The sequence below is a fragment of the Pseudoalteromonas shioyasakiensis genome (genome assembly GCF_019134595.1).
GTDB classification, from domain to species: Bacteria; Pseudomonadota; Gammaproteobacteria; order Enterobacterales; family Alteromonadaceae; genus Pseudoalteromonas; species Pseudoalteromonas shioyasakiensis_A.
This window is the reverse complement of record NZ_CP077770.1, coordinates 2,257,994-2,277,454: the sequence shown is the minus strand read 5'-3', so window position 1 is coordinate 2,277,454 and position 19,461 is coordinate 2,257,994. Positions and strand designations below refer to the sequence as shown.

The window sequence follows — 19,461 nt, the reverse complement described above, 5'->3', positions numbered from 1 at the left end:
CAGTAAATGTTAATATTTTATTGACGTTTTAGTAACCGTGTCATACCCTAATGAAAGCGCTTACATTGAAAGGGCTTTTTATTTACTCCTTAATGTAAGCGCTTACAATTGACTGATTAAAACTATACTCTATATATATCAGTTGAGTACTAACAAACACATAATGTTAGGGTTCAATGCAATGAACAAATTCAAAACACACTTAACACAACTAACAATGGCGCTTTCTGTAGCGACTTTAGTTGGCTGCGGTGGCTCTGCCACAGATACAAAAATAGATACTGTCGATCCAACTGAACCAGTTTCAGATTGGGTGATGGTTTGGGAAGATAACTTTGACGGCGATGCCATTGATGACAACAAATGGAATTTCGAAATAGACTGTGCGGGTGGCGGTAATAACGAAAAACAATGTTATACCGACAGTGAAGAAAACGCTTTTGTTGCAGACGGTATTCTAAATATTGTTGCATTACCTGCAGAAGAGGGTGCAGCAAAACCTTATACGTCTGCACGTATCAATACTCGCTATAAAGCTGATTTTAAATATGGTCGCTTTGAAGTACGTGCAAAGCTACCTAGTGGGCAAGGTTCTTGGCCTGCGTTCTGGATGATGCCAACCGATGAAGTTTACGGTGGCTGGCCTCGCTCTGGTGAAATTGACATTGTTGAGTCGGTTAACTTAAAAGTTCCAACCGAAGATGGTGTCGAGTCAAATATTTACGGCACGCTTCACTATGGTAAAGAGTGGCCAAATAATGATAGCAGTGGTAAGGCTTATGCATTTGACCAAGGGTCAAACCCTGCTGATGACTTTCATACTTATGCTATTGAGTGGCAAGAGGGTGAAATTCGCTGGTATGTTGATGACTACCTATACGCGACACAGCGCAAGTCAGAGCTACTTTACAATGCAAATGGTGAAGCGCTGGCTCTAAAACATAAAGGTTGGTACACAGAGTACTTTGACCAAACAACTGGTGAGTTAAAAACGTTTTGGGATGAATCTCCTTATGACCAAGAGTTTTATTTAATTCTTAACTTCGCAGTTGGCGGTGATTGGCCTGAAAACGTTAATGCAACCGGTATTGATGCAAGTGCATTCGAAAATGGTCAGGCATTTGAAGTTGACTATGTTCGTGTTTATGAATGTGCGCAAGACCCTGACACAGGCAAAGGTTGTGAAACAGTTCGCCCTGGTTATGACAATTTAGAAGATGCACTTGTGCAAGGCGCAGCTCCTGCTCCAACACCACCAAGTGATGGCACTGTAACTCCGCTTACTATCTTTGATAGCAGCTTTAACCCTAACTGGCCTGCATGGGACTGTTGTGGTGGCACAACGCCAGGGTTAGTTGAAGATGCAGACCGTGGTAATGTGGTTGAGTTTAGTGTGGGTGCAGAGCCTACAGTAAATGGCTTTATTAGCCGTGATGCCTTTATTACCGATGAAAATGGTGAAGCCTCTCCTTATGATGCTAGTGCAATGCTAGAAGACGGCTATGTAACGTTTGATATGCAAGTGACTTCGCTGCCAGCTACACCAGATGCACCTTGGTTATTTAAAGTCGAAAGTGATGAAGGCGCGACAGCCGTTGAGCTAAATCTAAGTGATAGCACAGAAGGTGTCAGCCCAGTTGCTGGTGAATGGCAAACTTATACCTTCCCACTGCAAACATTAGCTGATGCTGGCTTAAATGTATCACTGATCGATGTGATCATGATTTTCCCTGCGTGGGGTCAAGGTGAAGGTGCTGTTTACCGTGTTGATAATGTTGAAATTACTAATGGCGGCACAACAACATTACCTTCATTAACTTTATTCACTGATGAAACTAATCTTGATTGGCCGCTATGGGATTGTTGTGGTGGTTCAACACCTGTTGAAGTAGTCGACGACGAAGAGCATGGTGTTACTGCAGAGTTCTCTATTGGTGCAACTCCTACGGTAATGGGTTTTATTAACCGTACTTCATCAGGTGGTAGTGGTACTCAGTTTGATGCATCAGCATTGGTTGATGATGGCATGCTGCAGTTTGAGATGAAGATCACCTCTTTATCATCAACACCAGATGCGCCTTGGTTATTAAAAGTTGAGTCTAATGAAGGTGCAACAGCGGTAGAAGTTAACCTTAACACAAGCTCAGAAGGTGTTGACCCTGTTGCTGGTGAATGGCAAACATACACTTTCCCAATCAGTACTTTATTAAACGCAGGTTTAGATGTAAGTGCTATTGATGTAATCATGATTTTCCCTGCTTGGGGTCAAGGTGAAGGTGCCGTTTACCGTGTCGACAATGCTCGCATTTATGCACCTGAGCAAGAATCGGCAGCATCAGAGCTGACGCTGTTTGCCGAAAACGTGGCAGATCAGTGGAGCATTTGGGATTGTTGTGCTGGTAGCACGCCAACAGTCGAAACTGACGATGAAACTCATGGCTCTGTGGCAGAATTTCAAATTGGTTCTACCGCTACGGTAATGGGCTTTTTAGCTGATGATGGCGTGAGCTTTGATGCATCGCACTTATTATCTGAAGGTGTGGTTCGTTTTGAAATGAAGATTGTTTCAAACGCCAGCGACCAAGATGCTCAGTGGTTATTCAAGATTGAATCAAACGATGCAGGTCAAGCTGTGGAGCTTGCATTAAGTGCAAGTCAAGAAGGTGTCGAGCCGGTGGTTGGTGAGTGGCAAACGTATACTTATACACTTGCTGACTTACTAAGTGCAGGTCTTGATATTAGTGCAATCGACGTTGTTATGGTGTTCCCGTCATGGGGGATGGGTGAAGGTGCGGTTTACCGTATTGATAATGCAGTTATTGCAAACCCGTAATTAACATTGGCAACAAGTGATGGGTGCTGATTACAGCACCCAGTATCCATGACAACATATTGCAAAAGCAGGTATATCATGAAAAGCACAAAATTTATTAAAACACCTCTTGCAGCGTCAGTTGCGATGATTTTAACCGCAGGGCTAGGCACTATGTCGGCTTATGCACAGGATGAGCAAGAGAAAGCTGATAACGATATTGAAGTTATCGAAATTAAAGGTATTCGTGGCAGTATGATCCGCGCCATGGATATGAAACGTGATGCAACTGGTGTTGTTGATGCGATTTCAGCAGAAGAGATGGGTAAATTCCCAGATACTAACTTAGCTGAATCATTACAGCGTATTACCGGTGTATCAGTGAGCCGTTCAAACGGAGAAGGTAGCGAAATTACGGTACGTGGTTTTGGCCCTGAGTTTAACCTAGTAATGTTGAATGGCCGTCAAATGCCAGGCACGGGTTATACACGTTCATACGCCCTTGAGAATATTGCCGCTGACGGTGTAAGTGCACTTGAAGTAGCGAAATCAGGTCAAGCTGATGTACCAAGTGGTGGTCTAGGTGCTACTGTAAATATTATTACAACTCGCCCATTAAATAGCCCAGGCGAAAAGTTTAGCTCGTCGATTAAAGCTATTCATGACTCGTCAAATGAAAAAGGTGATGATGTAACGCCAGAGTTTTCAGCGATGTACAGCAATACCTATGCTGATGATACATTTGGTTTTGCGGCATCATTCTCTCATCAAGAACGTGATTTTCAACAGCAAAGTGCCAATATTCAAGGTTGGCAAGCAAATGTTGACTTACCAACCCTTGATGAAGGTGACTACATTGACCCACGTGCGGTAGATAGCGAAGGCAACCGTGTCGGTAATCACTTCTTCCCGAAAGACATGAACTATAGTATTGCTGATGTTGAACGTGAGCGTACTAATGGCCAAGTAACTTTACAGTACTCACCAATTGAAAGTTTTACTGCAACGGTTGATTATACGGCAAGTCGTGCAATCACTGGTGTTGAAACTGCTGGTTGGGGTATTTGGAATGAGTTTGGCAGTAACATTAATAGTTATGAGCTTGATGAAAATGGTACAGCGCTTTATGCCGATATCAGTGGTAATGATGGTTCATTCACGGCAAGTCGTGCCACTACAGAAGTAAAAGCACGCTCAATTGGTTTAAACCTAGAATGGCAAATCAACGACCAGTGGGAAGTTGAGTTCGATTATCATGATTCGAAAAACGAAACTGATAACGGCGCAGATGATGGCTTAGGTTCTGATGGTCAAATCATTCTTGGCTCGGATCAGTTACAGAGCAAAGTATATGATTATCGCACAGGCGAAGTTCCGCATGCATACGTTAATTGGAAAAATGGTACGACAGTACTTGATCCAAGTGAGATAGATTCAAACTTCAGTCAGTTTATTTACTCACCAGGTGAGTCTAAGGTAGAGCAAGCTCAGCTTCATGCAACTTGGTTCAATGAAAGCTTTGAAGTTCCACTTGTTAAAGTGAAATTCGGTGCTGCCAATACTAAGCAAACTATGGGTGGCTTTACTGCATGGAGTGGCTTACGTGGCGGCCCGGGTTTTAATCCATCATTCACCGAAATCTTCCCTGATGGCATGTTCACTTATAATGATACTGGAGACATGCTTGACCAGTTCGCTGGAGGTGGTAGTGCCCTTGAGCCAAATTACTATTACACCTATAGTTTTGAAGAAGCGTTAGCTCGTCAACTTGCTTATTTAAACGAAGATTTATTAGGCGATAATCAATATTCAATTGACCCATACTTTGATGGTATCGACAGTGAAAGCTACGTAGAAGAAAAAACGCAAAGCTTCTACGTGAACAGCTTATGGGAATTTGAATTGTCTGATTACTTTGTTCAAATCAACGCAGGTCTTCGCTACGAAGATACCGATGTAACCAGTACGGTTCGTCAACGTGTAGAAAGCCAAGTTAATTGGGTGAGTGCATCTGAGTGGATCATGCAGTACGAAACTGGCGGTACAGACAACTTTTATCAAGAAGAAGGTAACTACGATATCTGGTTACCAAATATCGACGTAAAAGTTGAAATTACAGACGAGCTTGTAGGTCGTGTTTCATGGGGTAAAACCATGGCTCGCGCACCACTTGGTAATTTAGCTGGTGGCCGAAGCTTAACGGGTAGCCCGAAACCAGGTTCACGTACTGGCGGCCAAGGTAATACTAACCTGTTGCCATTTGAATCAACAAACCTCGATTTATCACTTGAGTATTACTACGGTGAAGGCAGCTATGCATCGGTTGGTTACTTCAAAAAAGACGTAGATAATTTTATTCAAACGCAAATTACAGAAACAACTATTGATGGTTTGCATGACATCTTAAATGGCCCTCGATACCAAGAGGCTGTCGCATCAGTTGAAGCGCGTGGCGAGCAAGCAACGAGTGACGCTATTTTCAATGAAATGCTAGCATTAGGTTATGGTAATGCGGATGGTGCTATTGAGCCGACGAGCTCTGACCCACTAATGGTATGGAACATTTCTCAGCCACAAAACACTGATAGCAAATCAGTTGATGGCTTTGAACTTGCTGTTCAGCACTTATTTGGTGAAAGCGGCTTTGGTTTAGGTGTCAACGCAACATTTGTAGATGGTGATGTTGAATTTGATGTTGATAGCTTAACTCAACAAGCGCCATTATCTGGCTTAAGTGATTCAGCGAACTTCCAAGCTTTCTATGATAAAGATGGTTTATCTGTGAAAGTGACTTACGCATGGCGTGACTCTTACTTAATTGGTGTTGGTCAAGCGCAAGGTTCATCTGATGCGCCGCCACAGTTTGGCGATACATATGGTCAGTGGGACTTAAGTGTTAACTACGACATCAACGAAAACATGACTGTTTTCTTTGAAGGTATAAACCTTAATAACGAAACTGAGCGTGGCTACGGTCGTTACGAAGAGCAGTTCTTATTTGCTCGCCAATACGGCCCACGTTATACAATCGGTGCTCGTTATAGCTTTTAATATGTGATCCCGATGGAACAAAAGCCGCTCAATGAGCGGCTTTTTTTATTTTAAACCTGATAATTAAGACGTTTTTAAAGAGGCTTCTTGCGATAAAGTAAGTAGCCAAAAAAATAGCAAAAAATAGCAATGCCAGGGTTAATTAATAAATTAGGCATAAACACAATATCGGTTTCACCAAAACAGTAGAAGTAAAAGGCAATAGTAAGTAGTGAAGGTAACGGGAAAAAGAACGTTTCGTTAGCAACTAAGCCCACTACCGACCAGCTAGTTAATAGTAGTGAACCGACAAAAACGAGAAAGCCATGCAACATTTCTTGTTTTTTAGCGTAACGTTTGGCGATTAAAATTGCGACAACGCATGCTGGCAATGTTATTACGGATAAAATAACGTAATCCATAACAACTTATCCTCATTCTCCCTGTAATCGCGTAATTAAAACAAACCTTTGTATCTCAGTTAAATCAGAAATGGCTGATATTATAGCCTGAGGTAGCTTATCTTATTTTGTTGAGAATAATTCGCGCAACACGCTGATGATTTGTGTAATATATGCCACACTATATCCACCCCATTTGGCTTTACTGATACACACTCGACTTTTGTTGTGTTTCAACTAGAGCTTAGCGTGTTTTTTCAACTTAAAATCATATGTTTAAGTTGTATTAGGTAGAATAATAAATGAGATTATCAGATACCCATATTCAGCAGTTTATTGACGAAGGCCGCATTGTTATTGAGCCAACACCAAGTAAAGAAATGATTTCAGGTGTGACGGTGGACTTGCGTTTGGGCAACAAGTTTCGAGTTTTCCAAGATCATACCGCAGCCTATGTTGACTTAAGTGGTCCAAAAGATCAGTTAAATAAGGCGATGGAATCAATCATGAGTGATGAAATTGTACTTGCTGAAGAAGAAGCATTTTTCCTTCACCCAGGTGAATTGGCACTGGCTATCACCCACGAAAAAGTTACATTACCAGCAGATATTGTTGGTTGGTTAGATGGTCGCTCATCTTTAGCACGTCTTGGTTTGATGGTTCATGTAACAGCGCATCGAATTGATCCAGGCTGGTCTGGTAATATCGTGTTAGAGTTTTATAACTCAGGCAAATTGCCATTAGCTTTACGCCCAATGATGAAAATTGGTGCTATGAGCTTTGAAACCATGACAAGTCCTGCAGAAAACCCATACAACACGCGTAAAGACGCAAAATATAAAGATCAAAATTCGGCAGTAGCAAGCCGTATTAGTGATGACAATAAATAACTCCAGTTTATGTGGCCTTAGTGCCACATAATATATTTACGAACTTTTTACCTATTTTGGTTCGCTATAATTGGCAATTTAAGCTTATCGGTCCCATACTTTTAGCTGGTGTTAAATGCACGGAGCTAAAATGCACATTGTTGGCAAGCAAGTCCATCGGGTTATAAAAAAACTGCTCGTATTACTGTGTTGTATGTTGTTGCACAGCGTAAGCACTTTTGCTGCCAGCGATAGTGCGTCAGTTTGGCTGCTTGACTCCGCTGAGCCACTTGCCAAATTAAGTGAATCCTTGGAAGAATCACTTCAAAATGCTAAAAAGCTAAATGCACTCGAAAGTAGTTCTATTCGCCTTGCCCCGCAAACATCTCATTGGTTAATAATCGATTTATTCCAACTTCCCGACAATAGAAATTATGTTGTTTATCTTGGTGAGCCTAATTTAACCTGGGCTAAATTTTACCTTTTAGATGAAAACTATCAGGCTACCAATAATCAGCGACTCGCTTCACTAGAAAGTTTATCAAATGTTCGTCCTCATTGGTTGATTGAGCATAGCCAGGGGCATCGCTGGGCGTTAGTTAACTTTGAGCACGATAGGGCACTGACAATTGAAGTTGGGGTGATTTCAGCCAAGATATTTGAAACCAATTTACATCAAATAATTTTAAGCTATGGCGCTATTTTAGGCGTGCTAATTTTATGTATGTTTGTGTGTGCTGTTTATTTTTTTGTATCACAGCAACCAAAATACTTGGTACTGGATGCGTACTTCGTGTTGGTTTGTATCGGATTTTTGATTGATAACGGGTTAATAAGCTATCTTGTTAATGGTTTAGATTGGGAAGCAAAATGGCCTGTTAATGAGTTTGCATTATGTTTTGTAAGCTATTTTTTATATCACTTTCTAGCGATCCATACCTATACAGTTAAGTTTAAAAAGGCTTGGCAAGCTATGATGGTTTGTTTACTAAGCGCAGCTGTGTTGTCATCAATATTGCCTCAGTTTAATCGTCAGTGGCTTTTTATAGTCAGCTGTTTGGGCTTTTTGTGCTTTGCTTCTGTAATCTTTTATAGTTTGATTAAGCGTAAAAACAACCGTACTCACCTGCGTGTTTTTATGCTTTTAACTATTGTTATTCAAGTGCTTAGTCTATTTATTTGGAATGGCTTTGGCATTGGTTACCATGGTGTCCATAACACCATCTTACTTATCACATCACTGGCGATATGTTCCGTTCTATTGTTAAAAGATCGTCAGCAAATTTCAGCATTTAATTATTCGATGCTGCATGATGCAGATACTAAACTGCCAAATAAGCAATTTTTGCTCGCGCAGATAGTGAAAAAAGTTTCGAAAAAACAACACTTCTCAGTTTTATTATTTAAGGCTCATGTACTTTCAAATGCCCGTTCTACCTTTGGCTTTGAACAGGCCAATATTTGTATCAATGAAAGATTAAGTATCTTAAATACTCAGTTGCAGAGTATGAATGCACTAAAACTCGAAATCCAAACCAGTAGAAGTGCTTGGCTTGCGCATGTAGATGACAGCACATTTGGTTGCCTAATAATGGGGGAGCTTGAACTAAGTCACATTGAACAGTTTGCATGTTTGATCCATGGTGTGTTTGAAGAAGGGCTCACCCATGAAGAAATTAATTTAGTCGACAGTGTTGATATCGGCGTTGCTTATTACCCAATGCACGGTAATACCGCGAAACAAATTTTCCAATGTGCGATACAAGCAATGTCTGAAAAGCGTTTACAAGGTGAGCGTTGGCGCATGTTTGATTCAGAAACTGCACGCCTGTCTGAGCAAAGGTTATCGATTGCTGCAGCGCTTAAAATAGCGATTGATGAAGACCAACTCAGCTTGCATTTTCAGCCACAGATTTGCTTAAAAACAGGCAAAGTTGTGGGTTGTGAAGCATTGCTGCGTTGGCAGCATCCCGTATTTGGTGCAGTAAGCCCAGATGTGTTTATTCCAATTGCAGAGTCAGCCGGGGTGATCAATCAGTTAACTGAATGGGTTGTTGAAAGAGGCATTGAGTGGCAAGCAAAATTTTGCAAACTGATACCCGATCACGTTATTTCTATTAATATTTCAGCAAAAGATTTATTAAATAAAGACTTACCCGTGCTGTTAATCACCATTTTAAATGAGCAAAAAGTAGCGGCTGAGTCTGTGATGTTAGAGCTTACAGAATCAGCCACTTTGGAAGAAAGTAAAAAAATTAAAGCAACACTTGATGACTACCGTTTAATCGGCCTAAAGCTTGCAATTGATGATTTTGGTACAGGCTACTCATCGCTTGCCTATCTCAGTCAGTTAGGCTTTGATGAAGTGAAAATAGATAAACAGTTTGTGTTAAACCTGCCGTTTTCAGTGAACGATCAGAGTATTTGTCGGGCTACCTGTGACATCGCCACTACTTTAGGTGCACATGTTGTTGCAGAGGGGATTGAAGATGAGCAAAGCCTAGCAATGCTGCAAAGTTATGGTTGCCAGTTTGGACAAGGGTATTATTTTTCAAAACCACTCTGTGCAGATGACTACCTAGTTTGGATAAGCGAGGTGCAGAAAGTTGAGATTAGTCTTGATGCAACAGTGAACCTAATTGATTAAAGTAATTCAGCAGTGCTGAAAAGCAGCGTATTGTATGCTGCTCATCTGGGTAAATTAAGCCACTTGTCGATAAGCCACTCACTAAAAAGCTATTTTTTATGTCAGGGTGCATGGCAATGCACTTTTCAAAACAGCGGGCCGCTAGTTCTTCCGGCATACTCATATAAAGTTGCTTTACTTGCTGATCATAAGCGATAGATTGCTTCACGAACGCATTTGGGTTTTCACCTGAGGTGTCTAAAAATACCTGATGATAAAACTCATTTAAACGCTGATTTAGTGGATGGCTTAAATCTGGTGATTTTTCGAGCCATAGTGCTGAGCAAAATTGCATGCTCTTTCTGCCTTTGAATAAATGCTGACAAATGTGGTGATCAAACGCATGAAACCATTCATGGGCGAGTGCGCCCCCACCGGCATTTTTTGCAAGCGCAAGGGTTTGGCTGTGGGCATTGTAATGAGCCTGCACACCTTTTTGGCCACCATGACCAAAGGCAAAATTAAGCTTACCCCTAAGGCCAATTGCCGTTGGGGGTAAAGCCAGTATTTGCGCAAGGTCAGCTAAGGCATCGTAAATTAAATTCGCCGCTAATAGTCGCTCTTGCTTATTAACCCAATTGCCAACCACCATGGTACGAAAACCAAAGGTATCGCGAATATCGTCAAAATCGACCTGATCATCAAAGCGATAATCTGGTCCCTGACGGCGAAAACCCGCGCTAAGTCGTTTTGATACACGCATTATAGATAGCGTGCCTTAACATCATCTGGCATATGTTGGGTTTGCTTATCGACCAGTGCTGCTAATAATTTGTATAACGGTGTTACATCAAGGCCTTCAATGAGTTTAAGGCTATGAGCAACAGCTTCTAAAGTTGACAAGCTATCTGCTCGTGGTGCTTTACGGATGACGTATTTGTTTTGTGGTATTTGCTTAAAACTCACAGCTTGAAATGCGTGAAGGCTAGGAGTTAATTGCAGCATTTTGTAGGCTTTTTTCCAAGTGCCATCAATTACAATTAAATGAGTTAAAGGCTGTTTGAAAGCATCTGTAGTGGCAGTGTGTTCATCTAAACATAATGCATTATCAGCAGGATAGAGTACCGCTGTTGTTGCTTTTGGCAATGTTGCAAGCTGTAAAAAGTCTTGTTCTGACTCACCTGCAATGATCTGGCAATTTTCTAAGCCTAAATTCAGCAAATTAGCGGTGTTCTTAGTAGTTTTTTCCTCACTAGGGTGGCGTAATATAATGATTTTTAGTTTATTATTGATTATGCTTATTGAATCACATAAACAGGTTTTAACTGAAAAGCCACAATGTGAGCACAATTCTCTAGCCATACTAACTCAGGTGTAAATCAAAACTATGCCTAGTATACATGAGCTTAACTCGCAAAGCAGGTTTGCTTTTTAGCTATGAACGGCTAAAGTTGCGATTTATATAATTACGTTTTTGATTAAGGGGTAAAGATGACGACAATCACAATCGATGAGAGTGCACTTGAAGGGATGGAATCACTTTTAGGTGACCAATTTGCCGACACCTTAACCTTTTGTTGTAGTGAATTTCAGCGTTTAGGCTCTGAAGTACTTGCAAATCTTGGTTCAGATAACGAAGCTGCAGCACGACATGCACACAGTTTAAAATCAAATGCAGCCCAATTTGGTGCCGCGAGTTTATCATCGCTAGCTCAAGAAATTGAATTGACATTAAATCAGGGCGATGTAGCCACTGCACAAGAAAAATCACAACCCCTTGATGAACAAGTTTCAGGTTCTGTAGAAAAATTACAAGCTTGGTTCGCTACTCGCTAAAAACTTGAATATATTTCAGTTATAACCGCAAAAATCCACTGGCATGGTTGCTCTGTATTAGGTTAGTCTTAAGGCTAATTAGTAGAGGTAACCATGTCACAAATCAAAAAGAGTCACAAACTAGACGGTGTCTGTTATGACATACGTGGGCCTGTGCTTGCACAAGCTCGAAAAATGGAAGACGAAGGGCAAAAAGTATTAAAGCTAAACATTGGCAACCCAGCTGCCTTTGGCTTTGATATGCCTGAAGATATGCACAAAGATATCATCCGTAACTTATATTCAGCCCAAGGCTACTGTGACTCTAAAGGCCTCTACTCAGCCCGTGTGGCTGTCTATCAACACTATCAGCAACGCGGTTTATTTAATCTTGATGTCGATAATATTTACATCGGCAATGGGGTCAGCGAACTAATTCAAATGACCACACAAGCATTACTAGATAATGATGACGAAGTGCTTATTCCTGCACCGGATTATCCGCTATGGACAGCATCAGTTAAATTAGCAGGGGGTAACCCTGTACATTACCTTTGTGATGAAGAACAAGATTGGTTTCCTGATATTGCTGATATTAAATCGAAGATCACCTCAAAGACCAAAGCATTGGTGCTTATTAACCCAAATAATCCAACCGGTGCGGTGTATAGCGATGATCTGTTGATGGAACTTATCAATATTGCTCGTGAACACAAACTGTTGTTATTGAGCGATGAAATTTACGAGAAAATCTTGTATGACGGTGTCACCCACAGCTCTATTGGCGCACTGTGTGATGATGTGCCAATTATCACCTTTAATGGCTTGGCTAAAACCTACCGCGCTGCGGGTATACGTATGGGCTGGATGGTGTTAAGCGGCCGCACAAGTATGATGGACGACTTAAGTCGTGGTCTAGATATGCTGGCATCAATGCGTTTATGTGCCAATGTACCTGCACAATATGCTATTCAACAAGCTTTAGGCGGTGTGCAGTCAATCGATAACCTGATAAACCCAGGTGGTCGGTTGTACGTTCAGCGTGATATTGCATGGCGTGGTTTAAATGCCATTGATGGTATTAGCTGTAAAAAGCCTAAAGGGGCGCTTTACGCATTTGCGAAAGTGGATACGGCGCACTTTAATATCAAAAACGATGAGCGCATGATTTTAGATTTACTCAAAGCAGAGAAAATCTTATTAGTGCATGGTCGCGCATTTAACTGGCCTGATCCTGATCATTTCAGATTGGTGTTTTTACCAAACAAAGATGATTTAACAGAAGCCATGAGTAAGATGCAGCGATTCTTCGCTGATTATCGACAAAGCTAAAAAAAGCGAGCCGAGGCTCGCTTTTTTAATACGCTTTATCAACACGAACCGTGTTATCGGTTAGGTAAACCAAACGTACTTTATCACCTTGGTTAAACAGCATTTGGTTGTCTTTATCTTGTACAACCATAAATTGTTCGCCGCTTTCTACTTTTATCATCAATTCAACGAGCTGATATTGTATAACGCGACTGTTTTGTTGACGGTTGTGAGCAACAGAGCCACCAATCATCGAACCTAAAATGGTTGCTACAGTGCGGCCACTACCGCCACCAAACTGATTACCGATAACACCGCCAATAAGCGCACCACCAAAGGTTTCCCAGCCGTTCGTTTTATCTCTGACCAGTTCTTGTTCAGTAATGGTTCGTACTGATTGTACAGAGCCAAACAACACCTGTTGTACAGGTACTGCTTTGTTACGCTGATAGTCAGCATAACTTGGCGAGCTCAGTAATAAACAGCTTGCTAGGATTGCTACTAGGTATTTCATAAACCCTCCTGACTACCAGCCAAAAGTTGATTTCTCACGTGTTTTGCGGATTTCAGTTTCATCAGCCCATTCAACTAGGCCGCTTTTTAAATCCATTAAACGCATAGTGAATTTGTAATACACATCAGCCTTGTCAGCGTTTGATTTAACAATGCTCGATAAGTTGCCGTATAACATATATTGCGCACCAACTTGCTGGCCAAAAGCGATAGCGGTATTTGGATCGACAAGTGGATCGACGTTTTGGAAATTAAGTTGCTCGCGCACAGCTTCAACACGGGTCATATCAACAAAGCGGAACTTACCACTGCGTAATAACTGTGTTGAGATTGAATCGGTGATAGATTCAGTATCAATATGCTCGCTCGTTTTGTTTTTAATACGCTCAACAAACACGATAGGGCGAGTATTTGCTGTCATGGTGCCAATCACAGGTGAAGCAAGTAACGAGTCTGTCATTTGGCTTGCTACTTTTTGTAGATCCGTTGAGCCAAAATTGATATCTGTGGTTTCTACGGCTTGCGCATCACCATAGCTAACAACGGCTTTATTAGCACAACCAGACAGCAACAAAGCGCTTGTCATCGCAACGGCCGCAGCCGACTTAACAGAAAGTAATTTCATTGTAGTATCCTTAATCTTCAAATTCTTGTGCTTCTGTTGACACTTCACGCACTGCAAGCGAGAAGGTGACAGCATTTGCTGTCGGGGCTAGGCCCGGTAATTGGGTCTTAGCAAATCCAAATAATGTAATAGGTTGCCAAGGTGAGTGGTTGCCGCGAATAACAAAGCCATCAGCGTCATACCAAGTAAATTGATATTGTAAGTATTGAGACTTTTTATACTGGCTTGCCAGTGTCACAACAACATCGGTTAAGCCATTTGTTTGGCGTGTTTTTACATCTGTAATGGCTAATTTTTTGCCAAGTTCAGGGTTATTAACAATCAGTTGTTGGTTATACTGTTGTGATGCCTGCTCAACACCAATGCCAGAAGTGGTAGGGCGTGAGGAGCAAGCCGCAACAAGTAAAATGGTTAATAGTGGCACTAAGTATTTCATCATTGCTCCTAGAGTTGTACGACATGTGTGTCGTAGTAGTTATTTATAGAGGTTAGAAAAATCAAGGTTAACCCTTGCTTACTAACCGTAAAATCAATATCGCCATGCCCTGGCACGGTTAAAGCGTGCTGACCTGCTGGCATCGCGTGCTGAGCAATACTCAGTTGACTTGGTAAAGTCGACCAGCTTCGCGTATCAGCCTGCTCTGATGCAATGTTATAAATATTCGCTAAAATATTACCGACATCGCCGCCGCTTCTTGCCAATTCTGCACGCATCTTTTCTTTCGCAACCAAACGCATAACTTGGCGGGTTATTCTGCCAGCACTTTGATCTTTCAAAGTTTTTGCTGCCAACGCTTCAAGCCTAACAATGGGCGTCAGTGGCAAATTTTCGCCATCGAGACTCACTGTTTTATCACTGCCGGCATAGGGCGCATCGCGATATACTGGCATGGCAATACTGTAAAAGCGTGCATCACCCCGGGAGGTATAAATGGGTAATCGTAAATGAAACTCTTGCCTTGCTGGTATCAAACCTTGCTCTGCAATTACAATTACTTGGCCCGTGTTTGCTTGAGTCTGCTTTAGTTTGCCAAAGCGTTTGCTAAATTCTTCAAAATCCTGATCAAACCCTTGTTTTTTGGCAAGGCGTAACACTGTTTGCTGTAAGTAGCTATTTTCGCTATTTATTTCGAGTGCTTTTTTATAATCGATATAGGCATCATCAAACTGTTTATCCGCCTCATAAAGTAGGCCTGACAAATAAAACGTAAAGGCATTTTGAAAGCCATTTTTAACATTACCAATTAGCTCGGCCATATCAGGGTAGCCTTCGGCTGCCTGTTCCGCTTGTTCATCAAGTACGGCTTGGTTGTCTTTAAGTGCATCTTCTTGCACTTTATTAGCACGTCTAACTTCAACTAATGCAGATTCAAGTTGTTTATCAAAAACATAACTCAGTGCTTTGTAGCTATGCAGCATCGTCATTTCATAAGCTGCTGGCTCATAACCAATCACTGAGTCATTGGTTAATAATGAATTTGTTTGCTCAAGGCCTGCACTTAGCTGTACTTTGGCTGCTCGACGCTTTTTTTCCATATTTTGATAAACAGCTTCAAAGGTCTCATTGGCCTGAGAATTTTGTTTAGCCAAAAACTCAAGACGGGCCGTTTCAAGCTGATTCAATAAATAGTTACTATGGCCGCGGCTGTTACTTGGCAAAAGTTGCTGTGCACTTGCTATGTTATTTTGAGAAACAGCTTGGCGCACAGGTCTTAGCTGCGTCGCATAATCTTGGAATAGATCAGTAATACCTATGGTACTGCAACCAGATAACAGTAAAGCAGCCCCGATAAATAAACGTCGATGCACTGAACACTCCTTTTAAACAATGTACTGAGATTAGCATACGCGGCTTAACCTTCTATGATAAATTATGTAAAAAATCGTAAGTTAATAGACAAGTTTCTGGTCTTCTGTTTTTTAATGTTAAAGGACACCGCATTTGCTAAGCATCGTACTGTATACCTTGATTGCACTTTGTGCGTTTGCAGCTAACTCTTTGCTGTGCCGAATGGCATTACAAAGTGGCGATATTGATCCGCTGAGTTTTACTGCCATTCGCTTAGCAAGTGGGGCGTTTATGTTGCTTGGCTTACTTTTATGGCAAACAAAGCTAAAGCAAACAAAATCACAATCAGCCCAACCTTTAACCGATAAAGGCAATAATATCAGTGCGCTTAGTTTATTTGTGTACGCGCTGTGCTTTTCAGTTGCCTATGTTGATTTAAACACAGGCACAGGCGCACTCATCTTATTTTCGGCAGTACAGTTAACCATGATAGGCCATAGTGTTTTAAATAAAGAACCACTCAGTAAAGTGCAGTGGGGGGCTTTGTTTTTTGCTTTTGCGGGATTTATTTACTTAATGCTGCCCTCAGCCACAGTGCCTTCTTTAATGCCTGCTGTGCTTATGGCGTTAAGTGGCGTGGCATGGGGTGTTTACAGTATTCGCGGCAAATCATGCAGTTCACCTTTGCAAGCAACCAGCTTTAACTTTCTAAGAAGTTTAATACTTGTGCCAATTTTAGTTATTGTAGCTTTAGTTGATTGGCAAGGTATTACTTCGAGTGGGATTTATTTGGCGATAGCTTCAGGAGCGCTTGCATCTGGGCTTGGTTATAGCATTTGGTACATTGCACTACCTAGGATTAAAAGTAGCCAAGCAGGTGTGGTGCAGCTAACCGTACCTGTGCTTGCCACATTAGCTGGGGTGGTGGTTTTAGATGAGCAATTAACAGCGCGTTTAGTTGTAGCCAGCGCCTTAATTCTTGGCGCTGTACTGGTGTTTTTGATGGCTAAAAAGCGCAGTGTCTAGATTAGGGCGTATTAATATTTAATACGTAGCGTTCATATAGGGTGTTAAGTTCGGCTAGTATTGCTTGCTTGCCGTTCAGTTCACTTTGTGCAATACATTGCTGTAATGTTGCAACTGACAAATACTCCATCATCTTTGCAGATGCACCAATATGACTAATATGCCAAGGCTCTGGGGCAACCCCACCTTTGTATTCTTGGAAAGGGCGATAAAAACCATACTTTTCGAGGTTATCATCAAGCCATGCAGCAAGCTTGGCAAAGGGCCCTGTGGACGAATACTCATCAGGCGTTAATTGCAGTTGATAATCATCGTCAATAGGGCGGGTATCGTAGATGTCGAGGTCGGTGCCAAAGTGGTGCCTACTTGCCCCAGGGAGTGCCGAGTAAAGCATAATAGCGTGGCACTTTTCAGTATCACTTAGGCTTGCTAAATCTACCGTTTGTTGCTTTAGGGTATAAACCGGTCGAAGGCCTTGAAACTTAGCATTCCAAATAGCACTTTGACGATGAAAGTCGCGAAAGCTAGAGGCAATTGTTAGATCAATACCTACTTGTTTTGCTCCTTGCTGCAGAGCTAAAAAATCATTAACAATATCACGATGCAAGCGATGATTTTGTAGCTCAACTAAATGTGAGCTACTTAACCCCGTGGCGCATTGTTTAAGCTCGGTTTGGTTCATGTAAGCAGTTGCTCTAAAATGACTTCGTAAATATCAGCTAGTTGAATTAAATCATCGGTGCTAACACATTCATCTACTTTATGAATGGTTTCATTACGAGGACCAAGCTCAATGACTTTGGCACCCGTTTGTGCGATAAAGCGACCATCAGAAGTACCGCCGGTGGTTTCAAGCGCGGTGTCGCGTCCAGTCACCTGCTTAATAGCGTGCACGGTGGCATCAACTAACGGGCCATGATCGGTTAAAAACGGCAGTCCATTGACAATCCAATTTAGCTCATAATTCAGGTTGTGTTTCTCAACAATTTCTACGACTCGCTGTTGTAGTTCTTGGTGAGTCACTTCAGTGCTAAAGCGAAAGTTAAATTGAATTTCAAGCTCACCAGGGATCACATTACCGGCACCGGTACCGCCGTTAATATTCGAAACTTGAAAGCTCGTTGCAGGGAAAAATTCGTTACCTTGATCCCACTCGGTTTGACTCAGCTCAGTTAACGCAGGAGCTGCTAGGTGAATCGGGTTTTGCGCTAAATGCGGGTAAGCAACATGGCCTTGCACACCTTTCACGGTTAAAAAGCCAGTTAAAGAACCGCGACGACCATTTTTTACTACATCACCAAGCACATCACGTGAAGATGGTTCGCCGACGAGGCATAAATCAATCTTCTCACCACGTGCTTCAAGGGTATCGATAACTCGGGTTGTGCCGTTGATAAACGGGCCTTCTTCATCAGACGTAATTAAAAACGAAATTGACCCTTTATGATCTGGGTGCTTAGCCACAAAACGCTCGGTTGCAACCACCATGGCAGCCAGTGAACCTTTCATATCAGCTGCGCCGCGACCATGTAACAGTCCGTCTTTTACTAGTGCAGAAAAAGGCGGGTGCTGCCAGTTTTTTGCAGGGCCTGTTGGTACAACATCTGTGTGACCAGCAAAACAAAAATGCGGTGACGCATCTCCCTTACGAGCCCAAGTATTTAACGTATCAGTGAAAAACAGTGATTCAATATTAAAGCCTAGCTTTTCAAGACGTTCGTTCATTAGCGCTTGGCAACCAGCATCTTCAGGCGTCACTGATTCACGCTGAATAAGCGCTTGAGCAAGTTCAATTACAGGGTGAGTCATTAGGCAAAAATCTCATCGTATTGAGCTGCTTTAAAACCTAAGTGGTATTGGCCGTTATGCACAAGCACTGGGCGCTTGATCATCGCAGGTTGCTCAACCAGTAATGCTAATGCAGATTCTTTATCGAGATTTTGCTTTTGCTCATCAGATAATTGACGGTAAGTTGTGCCGCGTTTATTAACTAGATCTTGCCAATCAATATGCGCTGCAAACTCATTAACTAGCTCAGCACTAATGCCGTCTTTACGGTAATCATGGAAAGTAAACTCTTGATTTTTATCAGTTAAATATTTCTTGGCTTTTTTGATTGTATCGCAATTGCTGATACCGTACATGATAGTCATAAATTCTACTTTTTAGTTACAGTGAGTAATGTGTCTACCCCAGCAGTGACCTGAGATAGTGAATAATATAGGGGTCCAAGGTGCTGGCTATTTAGAACGCATAGGGTGCCAAGCATAGGGCTGCTCAGCTCGCGTAAATCAAAATAGGCTAATCGTTCACCTTGGCTAATTTTACTGCCATTTAATTTAGCAATATTGGTGTGGTTGATATGTTCTTCAACCGATGAAAACGATAAATTTAATAAAACTTTTAAACCGTTTTTTGCCTGTAAAATGTATTCTTTACCGGCATTTTTAACTTGTAATAGGGTGCCATCGAATGGCGCGATGATGTTGTGACTGGTTAGTTCAACACTAATCCCCGGGCCAAGGGTGGCAAAACGAAAAAATGGCTCAGGGTGCTCGCTAATGCATTTTACACGCCCAGTAAATGGGCTTTTAATAGCCATACAGCGCGCTTTTCTGAGGCTGCGTTCGGGTAAGTATTGAAC

The 19,461-nt window shown here is 41.8% G+C and carries 18 protein-coding genes; 7 read left to right on the top strand and 11 right to left on the bottom strand.

All coding sequences use genetic code 11. From position 1 onward, the window contains the following. The first annotated feature begins 181 nt into the window (after positions 1-181). Entirely contained in the window at positions 182-2,833 is a 2,652-nt protein-coding gene (locus KQP93_RS10650) for a glycoside hydrolase family 16 protein (protein WP_217874350.1), read from the top strand. A gap of 78 nt (positions 2,834-2,911) precedes the next feature. Beyond that, positions 2,912-5,863 (top strand): TonB-dependent receptor, encoded by a 2,952-nt coding sequence (locus tag KQP93_RS10645; RefSeq protein WP_217874349.1) that lies wholly within the window; start codon positions 2,912-2,914, stop codon positions 5,861-5,863. Positions 5,864-5,937: 74 nt separating this feature from the next. On the opposite strand, the gene KQP93_RS10640 is transcribed toward KQP93_RS10645, so the two are convergent. Next, positions 5,938-6,264: a hypothetical protein gene (locus KQP93_RS10640; protein WP_217874348.1), complete on the bottom strand. Its 327-nt coding sequence runs from the start codon at positions 6,262-6,264 to the stop codon at positions 5,938-5,940. A gap of 281 nt (positions 6,265-6,545) precedes the next feature. On the opposite strand from KQP93_RS10640, the gene dcd reads away from it, so the two are divergent. Both dcd and KQP93_RS10630 read left to right on the top strand, forming a co-directional pair. Next, positions 6,546-7,133, top strand: a complete 588-nt coding sequence (dcd, locus tag KQP93_RS10635; protein WP_217874347.1) for a dCTP deaminase — start codon at positions 6,546-6,548, stop codon at positions 7,131-7,133. Positions 7,134-7,263: 130 nt separating this feature from the next. Further along, positions 7,264-9,759 carry an EAL domain-containing protein gene (locus tag KQP93_RS10630; RefSeq protein WP_217874346.1) on the top strand — a complete coding sequence of 832 codons (2,496 nt, stop codon included), beginning with the start codon at positions 7,264-7,266 and terminating at the stop codon, positions 9,757-9,759. On the opposite strand, the gene KQP93_RS10625 is transcribed toward KQP93_RS10630, so the two are convergent. Together KQP93_RS10625 and KQP93_RS10620 are read right to left on the bottom strand one after the other, a co-directional pair. After that, positions 9,725-10,501: a CLCA_X family protein gene (locus KQP93_RS10625; RefSeq protein ID WP_217874345.1), complete on the bottom strand. Its 777-nt coding sequence runs from the start codon at positions 10,499-10,501 to the stop codon at positions 9,725-9,727. The genes KQP93_RS10630 and KQP93_RS10625 overlap by 35 nt on opposite strands. Next, the gene (locus KQP93_RS10620; RefSeq protein WP_217874344.1) at positions 10,501-11,100 is read right to left on the bottom strand and encodes a tRNA-uridine aminocarboxypropyltransferase; all 600 of its coding nucleotides are present in this window, start codon (positions 11,098-11,100) and stop codon (positions 10,501-10,503) included. The genes KQP93_RS10625 and KQP93_RS10620 overlap by 1 nt, the downstream gene beginning before the upstream one ends. A 129-nt stretch (positions 11,101-11,229) precedes the next feature. Here KQP93_RS10620 and KQP93_RS10615 point away from each other — a divergent pair, with 129 nt between their 5' ends. Together KQP93_RS10615 and KQP93_RS10610 are read left to right on the top strand one after the other, a co-directional pair. Continuing rightward, the gene (locus tag KQP93_RS10615) at positions 11,230-11,574 is read left to right on the top strand and encodes an Hpt domain-containing protein (RefSeq protein ID WP_217874343.1); all 345 of its coding nucleotides are present in this window, start codon (positions 11,230-11,232) and stop codon (positions 11,572-11,574) included. 93 nt (positions 11,575-11,667) lie between these two features. Continuing rightward, complete coding sequence (locus KQP93_RS10610) at positions 11,668-12,885, top strand: pyridoxal phosphate-dependent aminotransferase (protein WP_217874342.1); 1,218 nt, start codon at positions 11,668-11,670, stop codon at positions 12,883-12,885. Positions 12,886-12,910: 25 nt separating this feature from the next. Here the strand turns inward: KQP93_RS10610 and KQP93_RS10605 are convergent, their stop codons facing one another. From KQP93_RS10605 to KQP93_RS10590, 4 genes are read right to left on the bottom strand one after another with little or no spacing between them, the layout of a single operon-like run. Then, positions 12,911-13,378 carry a glycine zipper 2TM domain-containing protein gene (locus tag KQP93_RS10605; protein ID WP_055021127.1) on the bottom strand — a complete coding sequence of 156 codons (468 nt, stop codon included), beginning with the start codon at positions 13,376-13,378 and terminating at the stop codon, positions 12,911-12,913. 12 nt (positions 13,379-13,390) lie between these two features. After that, complete coding sequence (gene lpoB, locus KQP93_RS10600; protein ID WP_217874341.1) at positions 13,391-14,002, bottom strand: penicillin-binding protein activator LpoB; 612 nt, start codon at positions 14,000-14,002, stop codon at positions 13,391-13,393. A gap of 10 nt (positions 14,003-14,012) precedes the next feature. Beyond that, entirely contained in the window at positions 14,013-14,438 is a 426-nt protein-coding gene (locus KQP93_RS10595; RefSeq protein ID WP_054552954.1) for a YcfL family protein, read from the bottom strand. A gap of 8 nt (positions 14,439-14,446) precedes the next feature. Beyond that, positions 14,447-15,811, bottom strand: coding sequence for a COG3014 family protein (locus tag KQP93_RS10590; RefSeq protein WP_217874340.1), 1,365 nt, complete (start codon positions 15,809-15,811; stop codon positions 14,447-14,449). Positions 15,812-15,944: 133 nt separating this feature from the next. On the opposite strand from KQP93_RS10590, the gene KQP93_RS10585 reads away from it, so the two are divergent. Beyond that, positions 15,945-16,817 (top strand): DMT family transporter, encoded by an 873-nt coding sequence (locus KQP93_RS10585; protein WP_254907663.1) that lies wholly within the window; start codon positions 15,945-15,947, stop codon positions 16,815-16,817. 1 nt (position 16,818) lies between these two features. Here the strand turns inward: KQP93_RS10585 and KQP93_RS10580 are convergent, their stop codons facing one another. From KQP93_RS10580 to KQP93_RS10565, 4 genes are read right to left on the bottom strand one after another with little or no spacing between them, the layout of a single operon-like run. Next, positions 16,819-17,499, bottom strand: coding sequence for a M15 family metallopeptidase (locus KQP93_RS10580; protein ID WP_217874339.1), 681 nt, complete (start codon positions 17,497-17,499; stop codon positions 16,819-16,821). Beyond that, positions 17,496-18,626: a succinyl-diaminopimelate desuccinylase gene (dapE, locus tag KQP93_RS10575; protein ID WP_217874338.1), complete on the bottom strand. Its 1,131-nt coding sequence runs from the start codon at positions 18,624-18,626 to the stop codon at positions 17,496-17,498. The genes KQP93_RS10580 and dapE overlap by 4 nt, the downstream gene beginning before the upstream one ends. Next, positions 18,626-18,970, bottom strand: coding sequence for an ArsC family reductase (locus KQP93_RS10570; RefSeq protein ID WP_217874337.1), 345 nt, complete (start codon positions 18,968-18,970; stop codon positions 18,626-18,628). Before KQP93_RS10570 ends, dapE begins: the two co-directional genes overlap by 1 nt. Before the next feature lie 5 nt (positions 18,971-18,975). Beyond that, entirely contained in the window at positions 18,976-19,419 is a 444-nt protein-coding gene (locus KQP93_RS10565; protein ID WP_254907662.1) for a PTS glucose transporter subunit IIA, read from the bottom strand. Positions 19,420-19,461: the final 42 nt, after the last annotated feature.